We start from the raw sequence: 15,316 nt of genomic DNA, 5'->3' as shown, positions 1-15,316 counted from the left end.
CTTTTCACGCATCGAAAAAATGCGTAAAATGCGCGCCCTTGCTGGTATGAAGCTGTGAACACGTTTTGAAAATCGGAAATTATCAACTTAAGAACAATCTAATCGTCGCACCTATGGCTGGTGTCACCGACAGACCGTTTCGAGAGTTGTGCCTCCGTTACGGAGCTGGTATGGCCGTCAGTGAAATGATGTCCGCTAACCCGGCTCTGTGGAAAACAGACAAGTCGAGAAACCGCATGGTGCATGAAGGCGAATCGGGCATTCGCTCTGTACAGATTGCGGGAAGCGACCCACAGCTGATGGCCGATGCGGCCCAGTTCAGCGTTGAGAACGGTGCGCAAATCATCGATATCAACATGGGCTGCCCGGCAAAGAAAGTGAACAAGAAGCTGGCTGGTTCTGCCCTGCTGCGCTACCCGGATGTGATCGAAGACATTCTGAAGGCGGTAGTGGATGCAGTGAGTGTCCCTGTGACACTGAAAACCCGGACCGGCTGGGACACAGACAATAAAAACTGTGTCCAGATCGCTAAACTTGCCGAAGACTGCGGCATTCAGGCACTGGCGCTTCATGGGCGAACCCGTACCTGCATGTACAAAGGTGAGGCGGAATACGACAGCATTAAAGCGGTCAAAGCGGCTATTCAAATCCCGGTCATCGCTAACGGTGATATCGATTGTCCGGAGAAAGCCAAATATGTGCTGGAGTACACCGGCGCGGACGCTTTAATGATTGGACGCCCTGCCCAGGGACGTCCTTGGATTTTCCAGGAAATCCAACACTATTTGGAAAACGGCACCACGATGCCTGATCTTCCCTATGCGGAAGTGAAAGACATCCTGCTTGGTCATGTGAAGGCTCTCCATCAGTTTTATGGTGAGTATTTAGGCCCACGCATCGCGCGCAAGCACGTTGGGTGGTATCTCAAAGAACATGAGCAGGCGAGTGAGTTTCGCCGTACCTTTAATGCCATCGAAGCAGCACCACTGCAGTTAGAGGTATTGGAAGGTTATTTTGATAACGTTGCATCATAATTAAGAGAAGAGCTAGACCGAATATGTTCGAACAAAATCTGACTTCAGAAGCTTTAACAGTAACTACCGTAACTTCACAAGATCAAATCACGCAAAAGCCACTACGTGATTCAGTTAAAGCGTCTCTTAAAAACTACCTGGCTCAATTAAACGGTCAGGAAGTCACAGAACTTTACGAATTAGTTCTAGCTGAAGTTGAACAACCACTACTAGACACCATCATGCAGTACACTCGCGGTAACCAGACTCGCGCAGCAACCATGATGGGTATCAACCGTGGTACTCTTCGTAAGAAACTGAAAAAGTACGGCATGAACTAATCCAATTAGTGCAAGCATTCAAAGCCAAACCCAAGCGGGTTTGGCTTTTTTTGTATCCTCGGTCCGGCGTTTCTGCGGCCGCTGATTACACAACCATCTTGTGATTTAGTACAGCAAAGTAAACGAACTCACACAATCACCCACATCTTAATCACCACCAGCGCCACCAGTGCGGTCGGCAGAGTCAGAAACGTCAGGCCGGCCACATCATTGACCGGACCGTTAAAACGGGTCGCGAACAGATAGTTCAGCACGGCGACCGGCATCGAGCAGGCGATCATCAGATTCGCGGTATGCAATGGCGACAGCTGAAACAGCAGAGCAGCGCCCCAGGCGGTCAACAGGCCAATCAGCGGGCGGTAGACCGACATCAAAGCCAGCTTAAACCACGGCGCTTCATGCACCTTCATGTGCGCCAGCGCGCGGCCCAGCATCAGCAACATGACCGGCACGGTAATACTGCCGATCATATCGAACGCCCGCAGCAGAAACTCCGGAATCGGCACATTCAGTCCAAGCAGCGCGGCACTGACCAGCAGCGCAAGCATCGGCGGGTTAACCACCAGCTTACGGGCCGAATAGGTTCCGGACATCATGCCCATCCCCAAAGTAAAGTGGCTGATTTCAATAATCGACGAGATGATCACCGCACCGGCCAGTCCCTGCTCACCGAGCAGGGAATAAGCAATCGGGATCCCGAGGTTACCGGTATTGGGGTTCACCAGCACCGGCAGGTAAAAACGCGGACTCTGGCCGGTTGCTTTGAGCACCAACCAGGTCACCACCACCATCGCCAGCAGCGCACAGACGGCGCCCAGCACCAGTTTACTCATACCGAGAAAATCAATGTGACTGCCCAGCATCGAGTGCAGCAGCAGGCACGGCATGGCGACATTCACCACCAGACGCGGCAGATTGGGGTCATCCAGATAAGCGGTCTTTTTACTCAGCAGAGCGCCCAGCAGCGCAATCATAAGCACCGGGAGAATCGCAACGATAAATGCAGCCAGCATGATGTGTCCTTACAGCGGGTTAGGCCCGGTTCAGTCCGGGAACAGCAGAGGGTTGATGCCAGCAAAGCGGCAAACAGAGCCCTAATCTACAAGGCATTTATGGCAAGTACAAATCAATCACGGTGAAAAAATCATCTCATTGCCGACGCAGCATGCCCGTTTCACTCCATAGTGAATTAATTTCATAATCAGTATGAGAAAGCATCCCTTAACAGCCGTCCGGACATCCGATAATTTAACCCTACACCCAATAATGATTCCCTGAGAGGCGCCTTGCTATGTCTACTGTACTTCCTCCTTTTCGTGCTGACGTTGTCGGCAGTTACCTTCGCCCGGAATACCTGCGTCAGGCCCGTCGTGATTTCGCCAGCGGTACTATCGACCAGACGCAACTGACCGCGGTTGAAGATCGCGCCATTACGGAACTGGTGGAAAAGCAGCAACAAGCCGGCCTCAAAGTCATCACCGACGGCGAGTTTCGCCGCAGTTGGTGGCATCTCGATTTCATGTGGGGGCTGAATGGCGTCGAAAAAGCGCAGATCGAACAGGGCTACCAGTTTGCGGCGGTCGAAACCCGCGCTGAAAGTACCCGTCTGAGCGGCAAAATCTCTGGTCACAATCACCCGTTCATCGAACACTTTAAGTTTCTGCTGGCGCTGGCTAAGCCAGGCGTCACCCCGCGCCTGACCATTCCGGCTCCGGCTCAGTTTCTCAAAGAACTGCAGCGTCCGTGTAATAAAGCCCACACCGCAAGCATCTACCCGGATGAAGCCGAGCTGCTGGCCGACATCGCCGCCGCCTATCAGACCTTTATCCGCGAGCTGTACGCCGCCGGTTGTCGCAACCTGCAACTCGACGATTGCACCTGGGGCATGCTGACCGACCCGAAAGTCGCTCAGGCGAGCGCAGAAAATGAGGCCGCGTGCGGCTGCGGCGACAGTCACGATCACAACTTTGACCATCAGGGCAGCATCCAGCCGCTGCTCAACAAACTGGTACAGGTCAACAACGCTGCGCTGCTGGGCGCGCCGCAGGACTTGGTTCTGACCACCCACGTGTGTCGCGGCAACTACCGTTCAACCTGGGCCGCAACGGGCGGTTATGCACCGGTCGCAGATGTGCTGCTGGGTGAGTCCGCAGTCTCAGCGTTTTACCTTGAGTTTGATACCGACCGCGCCGGTGACTTCGCGCCACTGGCGAAACTGGCTCCGAACAAACAAGTGGTACTGGGACTGGTGTCCTCTAAAGAGGGTGAGCTTGAACCGGCGCAGGCCATCGTGGCGCGCATTAAAGAAGCGGCTCAGTACGTACCGCTGGAGAATCTGTGCCTCAGCACCCAGTGCGGCTTTGCCTCCACTGAAGAAGGCAACGCCCTGAGTGAAGCGCAGCAATGGGCCAAAATCGCCCTGGTGAAACAAGTCGCCGATGAGGTGTGGGGCTAAACCCCCGGCTCGTGCAAACAGGCTATGACACGATTGGCTGCGCCGGACATGCCGCAGCCCTTTACCCCGTTTTGAGCGAACCGTCTGGTTCGCTCTTTTTTTACCTGCCGGAAAGCCAGCCAAACACCAGCGAAAACACGCCCCAGAACCTCAACAAACACGTACTTCAGCTCGGATTAAAAACGCCACAGACACTGCTGAGCGAAAATAATTCGTTCCAAATACGGAATACCTTATCCCACATCTTGTACGAAAAGTCCGGTTCTGTTTGTTTATCAGCCCACTATACAAGTGCCTGATTTGCTGCCTGCTTTACTGCGGCGTTTAAAACACACAACCCGGACAAGCGCGATAACGACAAGAAATAATAATTAAAATAACAATAATTTACATAAACTTACATTCAAAACCGCTGTTCGCATAAGTTCAGGTAATGGCTACACAAACCGCGTATCAAGCCGGTTTTCACTACCCAAAACTGGCAGTTCTTGAGTAGTCAATCATCACCACTATCAATATATCTGCCTTAATATCCCAACTCTGCGTTCCATTATTGACACAAACACCAATACGAATGGTATTGATAATTGTTCACATTAATAAATATAATGCGCTCCTCTCAACGTTTTGTTTCAAGGATTTACAATCGTGAAGTTCCACTACTCAGCCCTCGCTATTTCTATTCTGTCCAGCTTATATGCTGTGAACAGTGTTGCTGCAACCGCCGCCGATGAAACTCTGGTGGTAACAGCCAACGCAGGTTTAGAGAAAAAAATCACCGATGCTCCGGCATCGATTTCAGTAGTCAGCCAGCAAGATCTGGCCGAGAAAAACTACATGGATCTCGGTGAAGCGCTGAGTGGCCTGGAAGGCGTTGACGTACGCAGCAGCACAGGTAAAACCGGTGGCCTTAACATCAGCATCCGCGGTATGAGCAGCAGCCATACTCTGATCCTGATTGATGGTATCCGCCAAACCGCTAGTTCAGACACCACGCCAAACGGCTTTGGTGAGATGGGCAATGGCTTCGTACCACCGCTGTCTGCTATCGACCATATCGAAGTGATCCGCGGTCCAATGTCGACCCTGTACGGTTCTGACGCGATTGGTGGTGTGGTCAACATCATCACCAAGAAGAACCAGAAAGAATGGGTCGGTAACGTCAGCGCGGGTTACAACCTGCAAGAGCACGACAAATGGGGTGATACCTCATCACTGAGCTTCAACACCTCAGGTCCGTTAGTTGAGGACAAACTCAACCTCAACCTGCGCGGCACCATCAAGCACCGTGAAGGTTCCAGCATCACCTCGCTGAGCGAAGACAGCGCATCACGTACGCCTTACCCGACTGAGAGCGACAACTACAACATCGGCGGTAAGCTCAGCTACAACATCAACGACGACCACACTGTGTTTGTTGACGGTCATATCGCTCGCCAGACTTATGACAACAGCGACAGTCAGCTGGGCGATGTCGGTACTTCCGGTGGTGGTTATGAAGATGAGCTGAAATTCAACGAAGATCAGCTCATTATCGGTCACGAATCCACTTTTGACTTCGGTCGCATCCAGTCCGATGCCTCTTACATGGTGACTGAAAACGAAGGTCGCCTGCTGACTTCACGCTCTGGCTTCAGCGGCGCAACCATAGGTAAAGATCGTAAACTGGAAAACAGCAACACCATCGTCAACAGCAAACTGATGACTGATATCGGTTCAGACCACTCTGTCACCATCGGTGGTCAGTACTGGCATGCTGAGATGAAAGATGGCGTGGTACTGGAAAAAACCGGTGAAACCTTTAAGCAGGACACCTTCGCCCTGTTTGCTGAAGATGACTGGTACATCGCCGATCCACTGATCCTGACTCTGGGTGCGCGTTACGAGCACCACGATTCATTCGGCGGTCACGTCAGTCCGCGTGCCTACCTGGTATGGAACGCTAACCAGAAACTGGACCGTCAAAGGCGGCGTCAGCACCGGTTACCGCACGCCGAGCCTGGCGCAACTGCATGATGGTATCAGCGGCATCTCCGGCCGTGGCGCCGTTAACGTCATAGGTAACCCGGATCTGGATCCGGAAGAGAGCACCAGTTACGAAACCGGCGTTTACTACGAAGGTGACAACAACTTCAAAGCCAACGTGACCGTATTCGTGAACCACTATAAGAATGCCATCCAGTCTTACGACATTGATGACACGACTTCATCATACGAAAACGTCGGTAAAGCGAAAATTGAAGGGGTCGAGGTCGGTTCATCCTTCCCGCTGTTCCGCGATGATCTGTCGATGAACCTGAACTACACCTACACTCACAGCGAGCAGGTAGGCGGTGACGACGACGGCGCACCATTTGGTAACACGGCCAAACACATGGCCAACGCTAAAGTGCGCTGGATTGCCAGCGAGTCACTGGACGCGTGGCTGGGTGCGGAATACCACGGTAAAACACCGCGTTACACCAGCAACTATGAAAACCTGAGCAGCACACAAAAATCGATCATGGATCAGAAAGGCAACCTGAAAGCCTGGACGGTGGTCAACATGGGTGCCACTTACGCAATTACCAAAGATCTGAAACTGAACGGCGCGGTGTACAACCTGCTGGATAAAGACTTCACCGATCTGGACGTGATTGGCGGTGAATACGCGGGTGATTACTTCGATACCTCTCGTTCGACTTCAGGTTACGTCAACCCTGGCCGTAACTACTGGGTATCGGTCAACTACGACTTCTAAGTCAGCATGACATTCTAACAAGGTTGCAGGTAACCTTCGGGAGACTCAAAGCAATCTGAGCAATGACAGAGCCAGCCTTCGGGTTGGCTCTGTTTTTTTCAGCGCCGGACACACACCATCATCACGCGACGCGGCTATTCCAGCGCGGCCAGAATCGAGCAATGGGTCGCATCATCATCGATATCCCCGCAGCAGGCATCATTGATTTTCTGCAGCGCAGCACGAATCCGGGTCAGCTCGGCAATCTTGTCATCAATCACCTGCAGCTTGGCGCTGGTAATCGCTTTCGCTTCAGCGCAACTGTGTTCGCTGGCATCCAAACGAATCTCGAGTAATTCGCGGATCTCCTCCAGGCTCAGACCGAGCGCTTTGGCTTTGAGAATAAAACTGACCTGTTTTAAATTATTTTCATCATACAAACGGTAACCGGACTCACTGCGCCCGGCCGGTGCGATCAGCGCATTTTTCTCGTAAAAACGCAGCGTATCGGTGGAAACTTGGCACCGTTTGGCTAATTCTCCGATTTGAAACATAGTCTCTCCCATTGGAAATATAGTCTCGACCATTGACTGATTGGTTAATTTTTTTGCTTGAAAAACCAGTTTTTAGCTATTATTTTTCCCATGCCAAACGATTGCGCGAGATCTTTTGTAATAAATTGGTTAGAATACGCGCCATCCTGAAAGCCTGGAAAAAAGGTCTTTACCAAAACTGGCCAAGCAGTGATCAGAACGGATAAAAAATTCCCCTCTGCGTCACCAATGAACACTTTTGGCAAACATCTTTCGTCATTAACTCCATGAATTAAAGGAAATTGGAAGCATGAATAACGCTCGTCCTATTCGCCGTGCACTGATCAGCGTATCAGATAAAACTGGCATTGTTGAGTTCGCACAAGCGCTCGCTGAGCGCGGTGTTGATATCCTGTCTACTGGCGGTACGGCTCGTCTGCTGGCTGAAAAAGGTATCGCTGTGACTGAAGTCTCCGATTACACCGGTTTCCCGGAAATGATGGATGGGCGCGTAAAAACGCTGCACCCGAAAGTTCATGGTGGCATCCTGGGCCGTCGCGGTCAGGATGATGACGTAATGGCGACTCACGCCATTAACCCAATCGACATGGTAGTGGTTAACCTGTACCCATTCGCAGAAACCGTCGCGAAAGAAGGCTGTTCACTGGAAGATGCGGTAGAAAATATCGATATCGGTGGCCCGACTATGGTTCGATCTGCAGCGAAAAACCACAAAGACGTGACCATCATCGTGAATGCATCTGACTACGATCGCGTCATCGCAGAAATGGATGCTAACGACAAGTCTCTGACTCTGGATACTCGTTTCGACCTGGCTATTGCAGCATTCGAGCACACTGCAGCCTACGACGGTATGATCGCGAACTACTTCGGTACCATGGTAGCAAGCTACGGCGAGAACAAAGAAGGCGACGAAGAATCTCAGTTCCCGCGCACCTTCAACCAACAGTTCATCAAGAAACAAGACATGCGTTACGGCGAAAACAGCCACCAGAACGCGGCTTTCTACGTTGAAGCGAACCCGGAAGAAGCGTCAGTCTCTACTGCGCGTCAAATCCAGGGTAAAGCTCTGTCTTACAACAACATCGCTGACACTGATGCAGCACTGGAATGCGTCAAAGAGTTCGCAGAACCAGCGTGTGTGATCGTTAAGCACGCCAACCCTTGTGGTGTGGCGCTGGGCAGCGACATTCTGGAAGCGTACAACCGCGCCTACCAGACTGACCCTACTTCTGCGTTCGGCGGCATCATCGCCTTCAACCAAGAGCTGGATGCTAAAACTGCATCAGCTATCGTTGAGCGTCAGTTCGTTGAAGTGATCATCGCACCGAAAGTGTCTGCCGAAGCGGTTGAAGTGGTTGCTGCGAAGAAAAACGTCCGTCTGCTGGAGTGTGGCGAATGGTCAACCAAGACCACAGGTTTCGATCTGAAACGTGTTAACGGTGGTCTGCTGGTGCAGGATCGTGACCAGGGTATGGTGACTCTGGATGACCTGAAAGTAGTGTCTAAGCGCCAGCCAACCGAAGAAGAGCTGAAAGATGCGCTGTTCTGCTGGAAAGTGGCAAAATACGTTAAATCAAACGCTATCGTCTACGCAAAAGGTGACATGACTATCGGTGTCGGCGCAGGCCAGATGAGCCGCGTATACTCAGCGAAAATCGCTGGTATCAAAGCCGCTGATGAAAACCTGGAAGTAGCCGGTTCAGTAATGGCATCGGATGCGTTCTTCCCGTTCCGTGACGGTATCGATGCAGCAGCGGAAGCAGGCATCAAGTGTGTGATTCAGCCAGGCGGCTCGATGCGTGATGACGAAGTTATCGCAGCAGCAGACGAGCACGGCATGGCGATGATCTTCACTGGTATGCGTCACTTCCGTCACTGATTTATTTATTAGGTCCCGGGGCTAATTAGCCCTGGGCATTTATTCTTTTCGTTAGGATAGATTATGCAAGTTTTAATTATCGGTTCTGGTGGTCGTGAGCACGCACTGGGCTGGAAAGTCGCGCAAAACCCTGCGGTTGAGACCGTATTCATTGCACCGGGTAACGCCGGTACTGCGCTGGAAGCGAAACTGCAAAACGTCAACATCGGCGTTGAAGACGTGCAAGGCTTAGTGGCCTTTGCCAAAGACAACGCGATTGAACTGACTATCGTCGGTCCGGAAGCGCCGCTGGTTATCGGTGTGGTGGATGCATTCCGTGCAGCAGGCCTGCCAATCTTTGGTCCTACCGAAGCGGCTGCGCAGCTGGAAGGTTCAAAAGCGTTCACCAAAGATTTCCTCGCTCGCCACAACATCCCGACTGCGGCTTACGCTAATTTCACTGAAATTGAACCGGCTCTGGCTTACGTGCGTGAGCAAGGTGCACCAATCGTAGTGAAAGCAGACGGCCTGGCAGCAGGTAAAGGCGTTATCGTTGCGATGACGCTGCAAGAAGCTGAAGATGCAATCAAAGACATGCTGGCTGGCAACGCGTTTGGCGATGCAGGCAGCCGCGTAGTGATTGAAGAGTTTCCTGGACGGCGAAGAAGCAAGCTTCATCGTGATGGTTGACGGCAAAAACGTTCTGCCGATGGCCACCAGCCAGGACCACAAACGTGTTGGCGACAAAGACACTGGCCCGAACACAGGCGGCATGGGTGCTTACTCTCCGGCGCCGGTTGTCACTCAGGAAATCCACGACCGCATTATGCAGGAAGTGATTTACCCGACCGTGAACGGCATGGCTTCTGAAGGTCACCCATACACTGGCTTCCTGTACGCAGGCCTGATGATCGACGCATCTGGCGCGCCAAAAGTAATCGAATTCAACTGCCGCTTCGGCGATCCGGAAACTCAGCCAATCATGATGCGTATGCAGTCTGATCTGGTTGAACTGTGTCTGGCCGCTATCGACGAAAAACTGGACCAGGTTGAGTCAAACTGGGATCCACGTGCCTCAATCGGTATCGTACTGGCCGCAGGTGGCTACCCTGGCGATTACGCTAAGGGTGACGTGATTTCCGGCCTGCCAACCACAGAAGTGGAAGGCGAGAAAGTGTTCCATGCCGGTACCACAGACAAAGATGGTCAGGTCGTGACTAACGGCGGCCGCGTACTGTGTGCAACCGCACTGGGCAACACGGTATTGGAAGCGCAGCAACGCGCTTACCAGCTGGCGAAACAGATCAGCTGGGACGGTATGTTCCACCGCAACGACATCGGCTACCGTGCGATTGCGCGCGAGCAAGCTGAAAAATAATCTGGCGGAGGAGTGACAGCTTCGCTCCTCAGTTAAGCCCTTCACTGCGCACAGCAACACTGCCAGTGACTCAGGCTCAGACAGACGAAAGGCGCTCATTGAGCGCCTTTCTTTTATTCTTTTCGGGCCTGCCTCAGGGCAGTCAAACCTTAGCCATTAGCTTATCCGTCCTGCTCAGCGATCAGAGCCGGGCGTTTCACACAGTCGTGGCTGTCATCATCCAGGGTAAGGATTTTTTCTATACGCACGGTCGATTTATCAGCCGAACCCAGGAAAGCCACATAACTGTCGATGGAGGATAACCGGCTGACCACAAAATCCGGCAGCGTCTGATTAAATTCCACATGGCTGTACTCCGGGCCGGAGCAGCTTTCAAACACCTCACCGTCCCAGATGCCCTGGATAAGCGTCAGGCCCTGACTGTCCTGCTGCTGAGTTTTGGCAACGAGTTCATCAGCCTGCTGCTGATATTGCGCGAGCTGATTCTGATTGAGCGGCAGGACTTTACCATCCACCCGGTACTGCTGATAAATCGCATCGCCGTTTTTATCAAAGCGGATCTGCACCCGGTAAGGCACCAGCTGGCGCTCTTTCGGCTGCATACCCTCACGGACCACTTCACGCAGTTCGCCTTCATCCCAACGGTAATTGGACTGATACCAGCCAAAGCGCTGTGAAACCACATAATCGGCTGCAGAGATCGCCTGATTCTGGCGCGTGCTGGTCCAGTAAAAGCTGGTCGCATCACCGGCGGTTTCACCACCACTGTAATGGCTGACTTGCTGAAGCTGCAGAGGATCATAAGGAAGAGAAGTGGCGCATCCGGCCAGTAAGGCCGCGCTCAGAGCGGAGAGAAGAAGTGCTTTCATCATGAAAAAACGCCGAGATTAAGAATCTCGGCGTAGTATAGATTATTTCACTGAGTCTTTCAGTGCTTTACCAGCAACGAACGCTGGTACGTTAGCTGCTTCGATTTTGATCTCTTCACCAGTCTTAGGGTTGCGACCGGTACGTGCAGCACGGTGATTTACTTTAAATGTACCAAAACCAATTAGTTGAACCTGGTCACCCTCTTTCAGTGCGCCTTCAACCGCACCCAGAGTAGCTTCCAGAGCAGATTTTGCCTGAGCTTTAGACAGGTCTGCTTTTTCGGCGATAAAGTCGATTAATTGGGTCTTGTTCATTAGGTTTCCCTTCTCATAGGTTATCGAATTGAGTTCACTCTAAAGCATAAATGCCCCGTCTGGCAAAGGTTTGTCGCGTAACTTGTGTCTCTCTGACGTAGTTTTAACCATAATATGAGTAATAACTCACAATTTGTTACCCAATGCCGCGAGCGCCTGACTTGTTTTTGACGCAAAATACCCCTATTACATACGGGCAAATCCCGGTTAAGCCCTGTGATATCAAGGTGTTTGACTGAGTGCCTGCTGACAAAAAAGCAGCAGTTTTTGTTGTTTTTTCGTCACATCGTGTCACCCTCTGAGGTGGATGAACCATTAAGGAACTTCAATGTTTTTGCTTACGATTTACGTCGCGATTGCGATTGGCGTATCGTTTATCTGTTCTGTCCTGGAAGCGGTACTACTGAGTATCACCCCCAGTTATCTGGCTCAATTACGCCAACAAGCTCACCCTTCTTCCGACAAGCTGGCCCAGCTCAAAGCCGACATCGACCGGCCGCTGGCGTCTATCCTGACCTTAAACACCATCGCCCATACCATAGGCGCGGCCAGTGCCGGTGCTCAGGCTGCGGTGGTGTTCGGCAGCGAGTGGCTTGGCCTGTTCTCTGCCATCCTCACGCTCGGTATTCTGGTCCTGTCGGAGATCGTGCCGAAGACTATCGGTGCCACTTACTGGCGCCAGCTGGCACCGCTCACGGCGGTCATTTTGCGCTGGATGGTGTGGATTCTGGCTCCTTTCGTCTGGTTTTCGCAGCAAATCACCCGCCGTTTAGCCAGTAACAGTCAGTTGCCGCGCATGCGTGAAGAGCTGTCGGCGATGGCGATGCTGGCCGATGAAAGCGGCGAAACTGGCCGAAGGCGAATCGAAAATGCTGCACAACCTGCTTGCGATCCGTGATGTGCTGGTCACTCAGGTGATGACTCCGCGCACCGTGCTGTTTCGGGTTCCGGCTGAGCTGACCATCGATGAGTTCCTGACCCAGCACCGCGATACGCCGTTTTCGCGCCCGCTGATCTACACCGAAACCACCGATAACATTATCGGCTTCGTCCACCGTCTGGAGCTGTTCCGTCTGCAGCAGAACAAACTGGGCAGCAAGCAGCTTGGCGCGGTAATGCGACCAATCCATGTTCTGCTCAATACCCAGACGCTGCCGGTCGCGTTTGAGCAGATGATGCAAAAACGCCTGCAACTGGCACTGGTGGTGGATGAATACGGCACAGTGCAGGGCCTGCTGACTCTGGAAGACATCTTTGAACACCTGCTCGGGGAAGAGATTATTGATGAGGCTGACCGCACCACCGACATGCAAAAGCTCGCCACCGAACGCTGGGAGCGCTGGAAAGCCGATCACGGCGTGCGTGAGAGCCGGGACGATGAGGAAGATCAAACCAAAACCGGTTTTTAACCGCGGCCTCTAGCCAGACAGCACACACAAAAAGCGCCGCCCTGATAACAGAGCGGCGCTTTTTTCTTTTTATTTTTTATACGGTAGCTGAAACTTATAAAGTCGCTGAGGCAGTTATTGCTGTGAGACCCGCTCGTCATTGACCGCAGGTTCAATCCAGGCTTGCGGCGCGGCCGGGCTTAACCGGCGAAAGTCACTGCCGGTCGGTGCCTGCGCCACACGCAGGCCAAACTGCGGCAGCACTGCATAAACGTGGTCAAAAATATCCGACTGAATACGTTCGTATTCGACCCACTCGGTATTGGCTGCAAAGCAGTACAGCTCCATCGCAATGCCTTCATGCGTCGGCGCCAGCTGGCGCACCATCAGGGTCATCGACTGATGAATTTCAGGATGGGCACGCAGGTAGCGCTCCAGGTAAGCACGCAAACTGCCGAGGTTGGTCAGGTGACGGCCGTTAATCAGGCTGCCGTCGTCATAGTTATGACGCTGATTAAACGCACTGATCTCTTCCACTTTGTGTTTTAGGTAAGGTTCGAGCAGTTTGGCACGGGTCAGTTGCTCCACTTCCTGCGGCGACAGAAAATGCACACTGGTGGCATCAATCAGCACACTGCGCTTAATGCGCCGGCCGCCGGACACCTGCATCCCTTTCCAGTTTTTAAACGAGTCGGAGATCAGCGAATACGTCGGGATGGTGGTAATGGTTTTGTCCCAGTTCTGAACCTTAACCGTGGTCAGGCTGATATCAATCACATCGCCGTCGGCGCCGTATTTAGGCATCTCCAGCCAGTCACCGACGCTGAGCATTTTGTTAGCAGAAAGCTGCACCCCGGCCACCAGACCAAGTATCGGGTCACGGAACACCAGCATGATGACCGCGGTCATCGCACCCAGGCCGCTGAGCAGGATCACCGGCGACTTATCGACCAGAATCGAGGTCGCCAGCAGTGCGGCGATGACAAAGAAGACGATTTTCAGGCTCTGTACGATGCCGCGTACCGGCATATTACGCCCGAAGGCTGTGCGCGCCAGCAGGGTATCGGCCACATCCAGCGCCGAAAACAGCGCCAGCAGGGTAAACAACACCACCCACAAGGCCACCAGCGTCACAATCCATTCGCGGATGATACTTTCCTGCGACAGCCACAGATTGGCCTGCATGCCAATCAGCATGCCCTGAATCACCAGGAAAATTCGGCTGAATAACTTGCCGGAGAACAGCGCATGACGCCACATCGCACGCGATTGATCCGCGCGGCGCTTGAGCATACCGACAATACCGCGCTGCAAAATAAAATGCACCACGATAGCAATCAGGACAATCAGCCCTAATGCCTTCGAAATCTGAATTAACTGCGTCATTTCGATGCCGTTCTGGCTCAGCCAGTTTTCAACAGACTGCCACATACCCTCTCCTCATTACTTTGCCGCCGGATAACCCTGCCCCAGACTGCGCGCAGGCATTAAGCATCGTACCGTATTTAGATGGCGTTTTGTGTGTCAGTCATCTTTTATAACAAAAACCCGACCTGGCATTGAAAAAACGCTGAAATGAACATGCTGCTTTACCGTACCTTGCTCCCTGAATTACACAAACAGATATGGTTTACAAAAACACGGCTTACAAAAACAAACCCGATTAGTACAGACAGGCACGACTTGCAGAACATAACAGGCAAGCAACACAGGGACATAAAAAAAGCAGGCCAAAAGCCTGCTTCTCACCATCCATCCGAACCGAGAGGATTAAAGTTCAATACCAATGTTGCTGACGCACTCATCACGCAGCTCAAAACGCAGGTCTTTAATCAGTTCTATATCACGCTCAGTCGCTTCACGCAGCGGACGATACAGCGCCCACTGCACATCCCACTCACCGCACACCGCTTCGTTCTCTTTCTGGTTCACGTTGGTGATGCTCTCACCGGTCTGCGCTTCTTCCAGCTGAGCCACGGTCTGCACCGAGATCTGGCTGATTTTCTGCATCGATTCATACAAACCATCACGATCCAGCAGGCCGTGCAGCAGAGTCGCCAGTGCTTCACAGGCATCAATTGCCGGATACACCATGTAAATATCAAACTCTTCTGACGTCGGGATCAACTCTTCCAGCTTTTCCAGCTGACGCTCGAAGTTGATTTTAGCGTTTTTCACCGTCATCAGTTCCCACACAGCATCGAGAATGTCACGGTAGCGACGCGGATCCGCAAATTGGGTATGTTCACAGAACATGGCGTAATTTGGGTACATGCGTTCACACAGGCTCGCCATAAAGGTAATCTGTTGCCAAGGTTCAAACTTCTCAAGGCGAAGTTGCAAAGGGTTCTGTAACCCATTTGATGTCTGTAACATGGTCACTCAATTCGTTGCGGATAAAGACAGCGGAAGTGTACTGGATA

The 15,316-nt window shown here is 52.3% G+C and carries 12 protein-coding genes and 3 pseudogenes; 9 read left to right on the top strand and 6 right to left on the bottom strand.

Annotated features, from left to right (window positions below):
- The first annotated feature begins 65 nt into the window (after positions 1-65).
- Both dusB and fis read left to right on the top strand, forming a co-directional pair.
- Entirely contained in the window at positions 66-1,034 is a 969-nt protein-coding gene (dusB, locus tag ABDK09_08300; GenBank protein ID XAW89680.1) for a tRNA dihydrouridine synthase DusB, read from the top strand.
- Positions 1,035-1,057: 23 nt separating this feature from the next.
- Positions 1,058-1,354, top strand: a complete 297-nt coding sequence (gene fis / locus ABDK09_08295; GenBank protein XAW89679.1) for a DNA-binding transcriptional regulator Fis — start codon at positions 1,058-1,060, stop codon at positions 1,352-1,354.
- 128 nt (positions 1,355-1,482) lie between these two features.
- Here fis and ABDK09_08290 read toward each other — a convergent pair whose 3' ends face one another.
- Complete coding sequence (locus ABDK09_08290; GenBank protein XAW89678.1) at positions 1,483-2,367, bottom strand: AEC family transporter; 885 nt, start codon at positions 2,365-2,367, stop codon at positions 1,483-1,485.
- Between the two features lie 278 nt (positions 2,368-2,645).
- Here ABDK09_08290 and ABDK09_08285 point away from each other — a divergent pair, with 278 nt between their 5' ends.
- The 3 genes from ABDK09_08285 to ABDK09_08275 all read left to right on the top strand — a co-directional run bounded on the left by ABDK09_08285 (position 2,646) and on the right by ABDK09_08275 (position 6,549).
- Positions 2,646-3,809: a 5-methyltetrahydropteroyltriglutamate--homocysteine S-methyltransferase gene (locus ABDK09_08285; GenBank protein ID XAW89677.1), complete on the top strand. Its 1,164-nt coding sequence runs from the start codon at positions 2,646-2,648 to the stop codon at positions 3,807-3,809.
- A gap of 648 nt (positions 3,810-4,457) precedes the next feature.
- Positions 4,458-5,825 carry a TonB-dependent receptor gene (locus ABDK09_08280; GenBank protein XAW89676.1) on the top strand — a complete coding sequence of 456 codons (1,368 nt, stop codon included), beginning with the start codon at positions 4,458-4,460 and terminating at the stop codon, positions 5,823-5,825.
- The gene (locus ABDK09_08275; GenBank protein ID XAW89675.1) at positions 5,731-6,549 is read left to right on the top strand and encodes a TonB-dependent receptor; all 819 of its coding nucleotides are present in this window, start codon (positions 5,731-5,733) and stop codon (positions 6,547-6,549) included. The genes ABDK09_08280 and ABDK09_08275 overlap by 95 nt, the downstream gene beginning before the upstream one ends.
- A 134-nt stretch (positions 6,550-6,683) precedes the next feature.
- Here ABDK09_08275 and zntR read toward each other — a convergent pair whose 3' ends face one another.
- Positions 6,684-7,082 carry a Zn(2+)-responsive transcriptional regulator gene (zntR, locus tag ABDK09_08270; protein XAW89674.1) on the bottom strand — a complete coding sequence of 133 codons (399 nt, stop codon included), beginning with the start codon at positions 7,080-7,082 and terminating at the stop codon, positions 6,684-6,686.
- A gap of 53 nt (positions 7,083-7,135) precedes the next feature.
- On the opposite strand from zntR, the pseudogene ABDK09_08265 reads away from it, so the two are divergent.
- From ABDK09_08265 to purD, 3 genes and pseudogenes are all read left to right on the top strand, one after another.
- Positions 7,136-7,228, top strand: a pseudogene (locus tag ABDK09_08265) (phosphoribosylamine--glycine ligase).
- A gap of 143 nt (positions 7,229-7,371) precedes the next feature.
- Entirely contained in the window at positions 7,372-8,964 is a 1,593-nt protein-coding gene (gene purH, locus ABDK09_08260; GenBank protein ID XAW89673.1) for a bifunctional phosphoribosylaminoimidazolecarboxamide formyltransferase/IMP cyclohydrolase, read from the top strand.
- A gap of 63 nt (positions 8,965-9,027) precedes the next feature.
- Positions 9,028-10,321 (top strand): annotated as a pseudogene (gene purD / locus ABDK09_08255) (phosphoribosylamine--glycine ligase).
- Between the two features lie 161 nt (positions 10,322-10,482).
- Here purD and ABDK09_08250 read toward each other — a convergent pair.
- Positions 10,483-11,190, bottom strand: a complete 708-nt coding sequence (locus ABDK09_08250) for a DUF1481 domain-containing protein (protein ID XAW90702.1) — start codon at positions 11,188-11,190, stop codon at positions 10,483-10,485.
- A gap of 42 nt (positions 11,191-11,232) precedes the next feature.
- Positions 11,233-11,505, bottom strand: coding sequence for a nucleoid-associated protein HU-alpha (gene hupA, locus ABDK09_08245; protein ID XAW89672.1), 273 nt, complete (start codon positions 11,503-11,505; stop codon positions 11,233-11,235).
- Positions 11,506-11,833: 328 nt separating this feature from the next.
- Here hupA and ABDK09_08240 point away from each other — a divergent pair.
- A pseudogene (locus tag ABDK09_08240) lies at positions 11,834-12,914 on the top strand (hemolysin family protein).
- A 114-nt stretch (positions 12,915-13,028) separates the two neighbouring features.
- Here the strand turns inward: ABDK09_08240 and ABDK09_08235 are convergent.
- The gene (locus ABDK09_08235; GenBank protein XAW89671.1) at positions 13,029-14,324 is read right to left on the bottom strand and encodes a mechanosensitive ion channel family protein; all 1,296 of its coding nucleotides are present in this window, start codon (positions 14,322-14,324) and stop codon (positions 13,029-13,031) included.
- 339 nt (positions 14,325-14,663) lie between these two features.
- Positions 14,664-15,269 carry a DUF416 family protein gene (locus ABDK09_08230; protein XAW89670.1) on the bottom strand — a complete coding sequence of 202 codons (606 nt, stop codon included), beginning with the start codon at positions 15,267-15,269 and terminating at the stop codon, positions 14,664-14,666.
- Positions 15,270-15,316: the final 47 nt, after the last annotated feature.

This window comes from Vibrio sp. CDRSL-10 TSBA, assembly GCA_039696685.1.
Classification (GTDB): Bacteria; Pseudomonadota; Gammaproteobacteria; order Enterobacterales; family Vibrionaceae; genus Vibrio.
The sequence above is the reverse complement of the archived record's forward strand: the minus strand, read 5'-3'. Positions and strand labels throughout refer to the sequence as shown.

What these genes read in the sequence shown, in the direction of transcription:
- fis (XAW89679.1), top strand. Translation starts at nt 1,058, where the DNA reads ATGTTCGAACAAAATCTGACTTCAGAAGCTTTAACAGTAACTACCGTA.
- ABDK09_08290 (XAW89678.1), bottom strand. Translation starts at nt 2,367, where the DNA reads ATGCTGGCTGCATTTATCGTTGCGATTCTCCCGGTGCTTATGATTGCG.
- ABDK09_08285 (XAW89677.1), top strand. Translation starts at nt 2,646, where the DNA reads ATGTCTACTGTACTTCCTCCTTTTCGTGCTGACGTTGTCGGCAGTTAC.
- zntR (XAW89674.1), bottom strand. Translation starts at nt 7,082, where the DNA reads ATGTTTCAAATCGGAGAATTAGCCAAACGGTGCCAAGTTTCCACCGAT.
- purH (XAW89673.1), top strand. Translation starts at nt 7,372, where the DNA reads ATGAATAACGCTCGTCCTATTCGCCGTGCACTGATCAGCGTATCAGAT.
- ABDK09_08250 (XAW90702.1), bottom strand. Translation starts at nt 11,190, where the DNA reads ATGAAAGCACTTCTTCTCTCCGCTCTGAGCGCGGCCTTACTGGCCGGA.
- hupA (XAW89672.1), bottom strand. Translation starts at nt 11,505, where the DNA reads ATGAACAAGACCCAATTAATCGACTTTATCGCCGAAAAAGCAGACCTG.
- ABDK09_08235 (XAW89671.1), bottom strand. Translation starts at nt 14,324, where the DNA reads ATGTGGCAGTCTGTTGAAAACTGGCTGAGCCAGAACGGCATCGAAATG.
- ABDK09_08230 (XAW89670.1), bottom strand. Translation starts at nt 15,269, where the DNA reads ATGTTACAGACATCAAATGGGTTACAGAACCCTTTGCAACTTCGCCTT.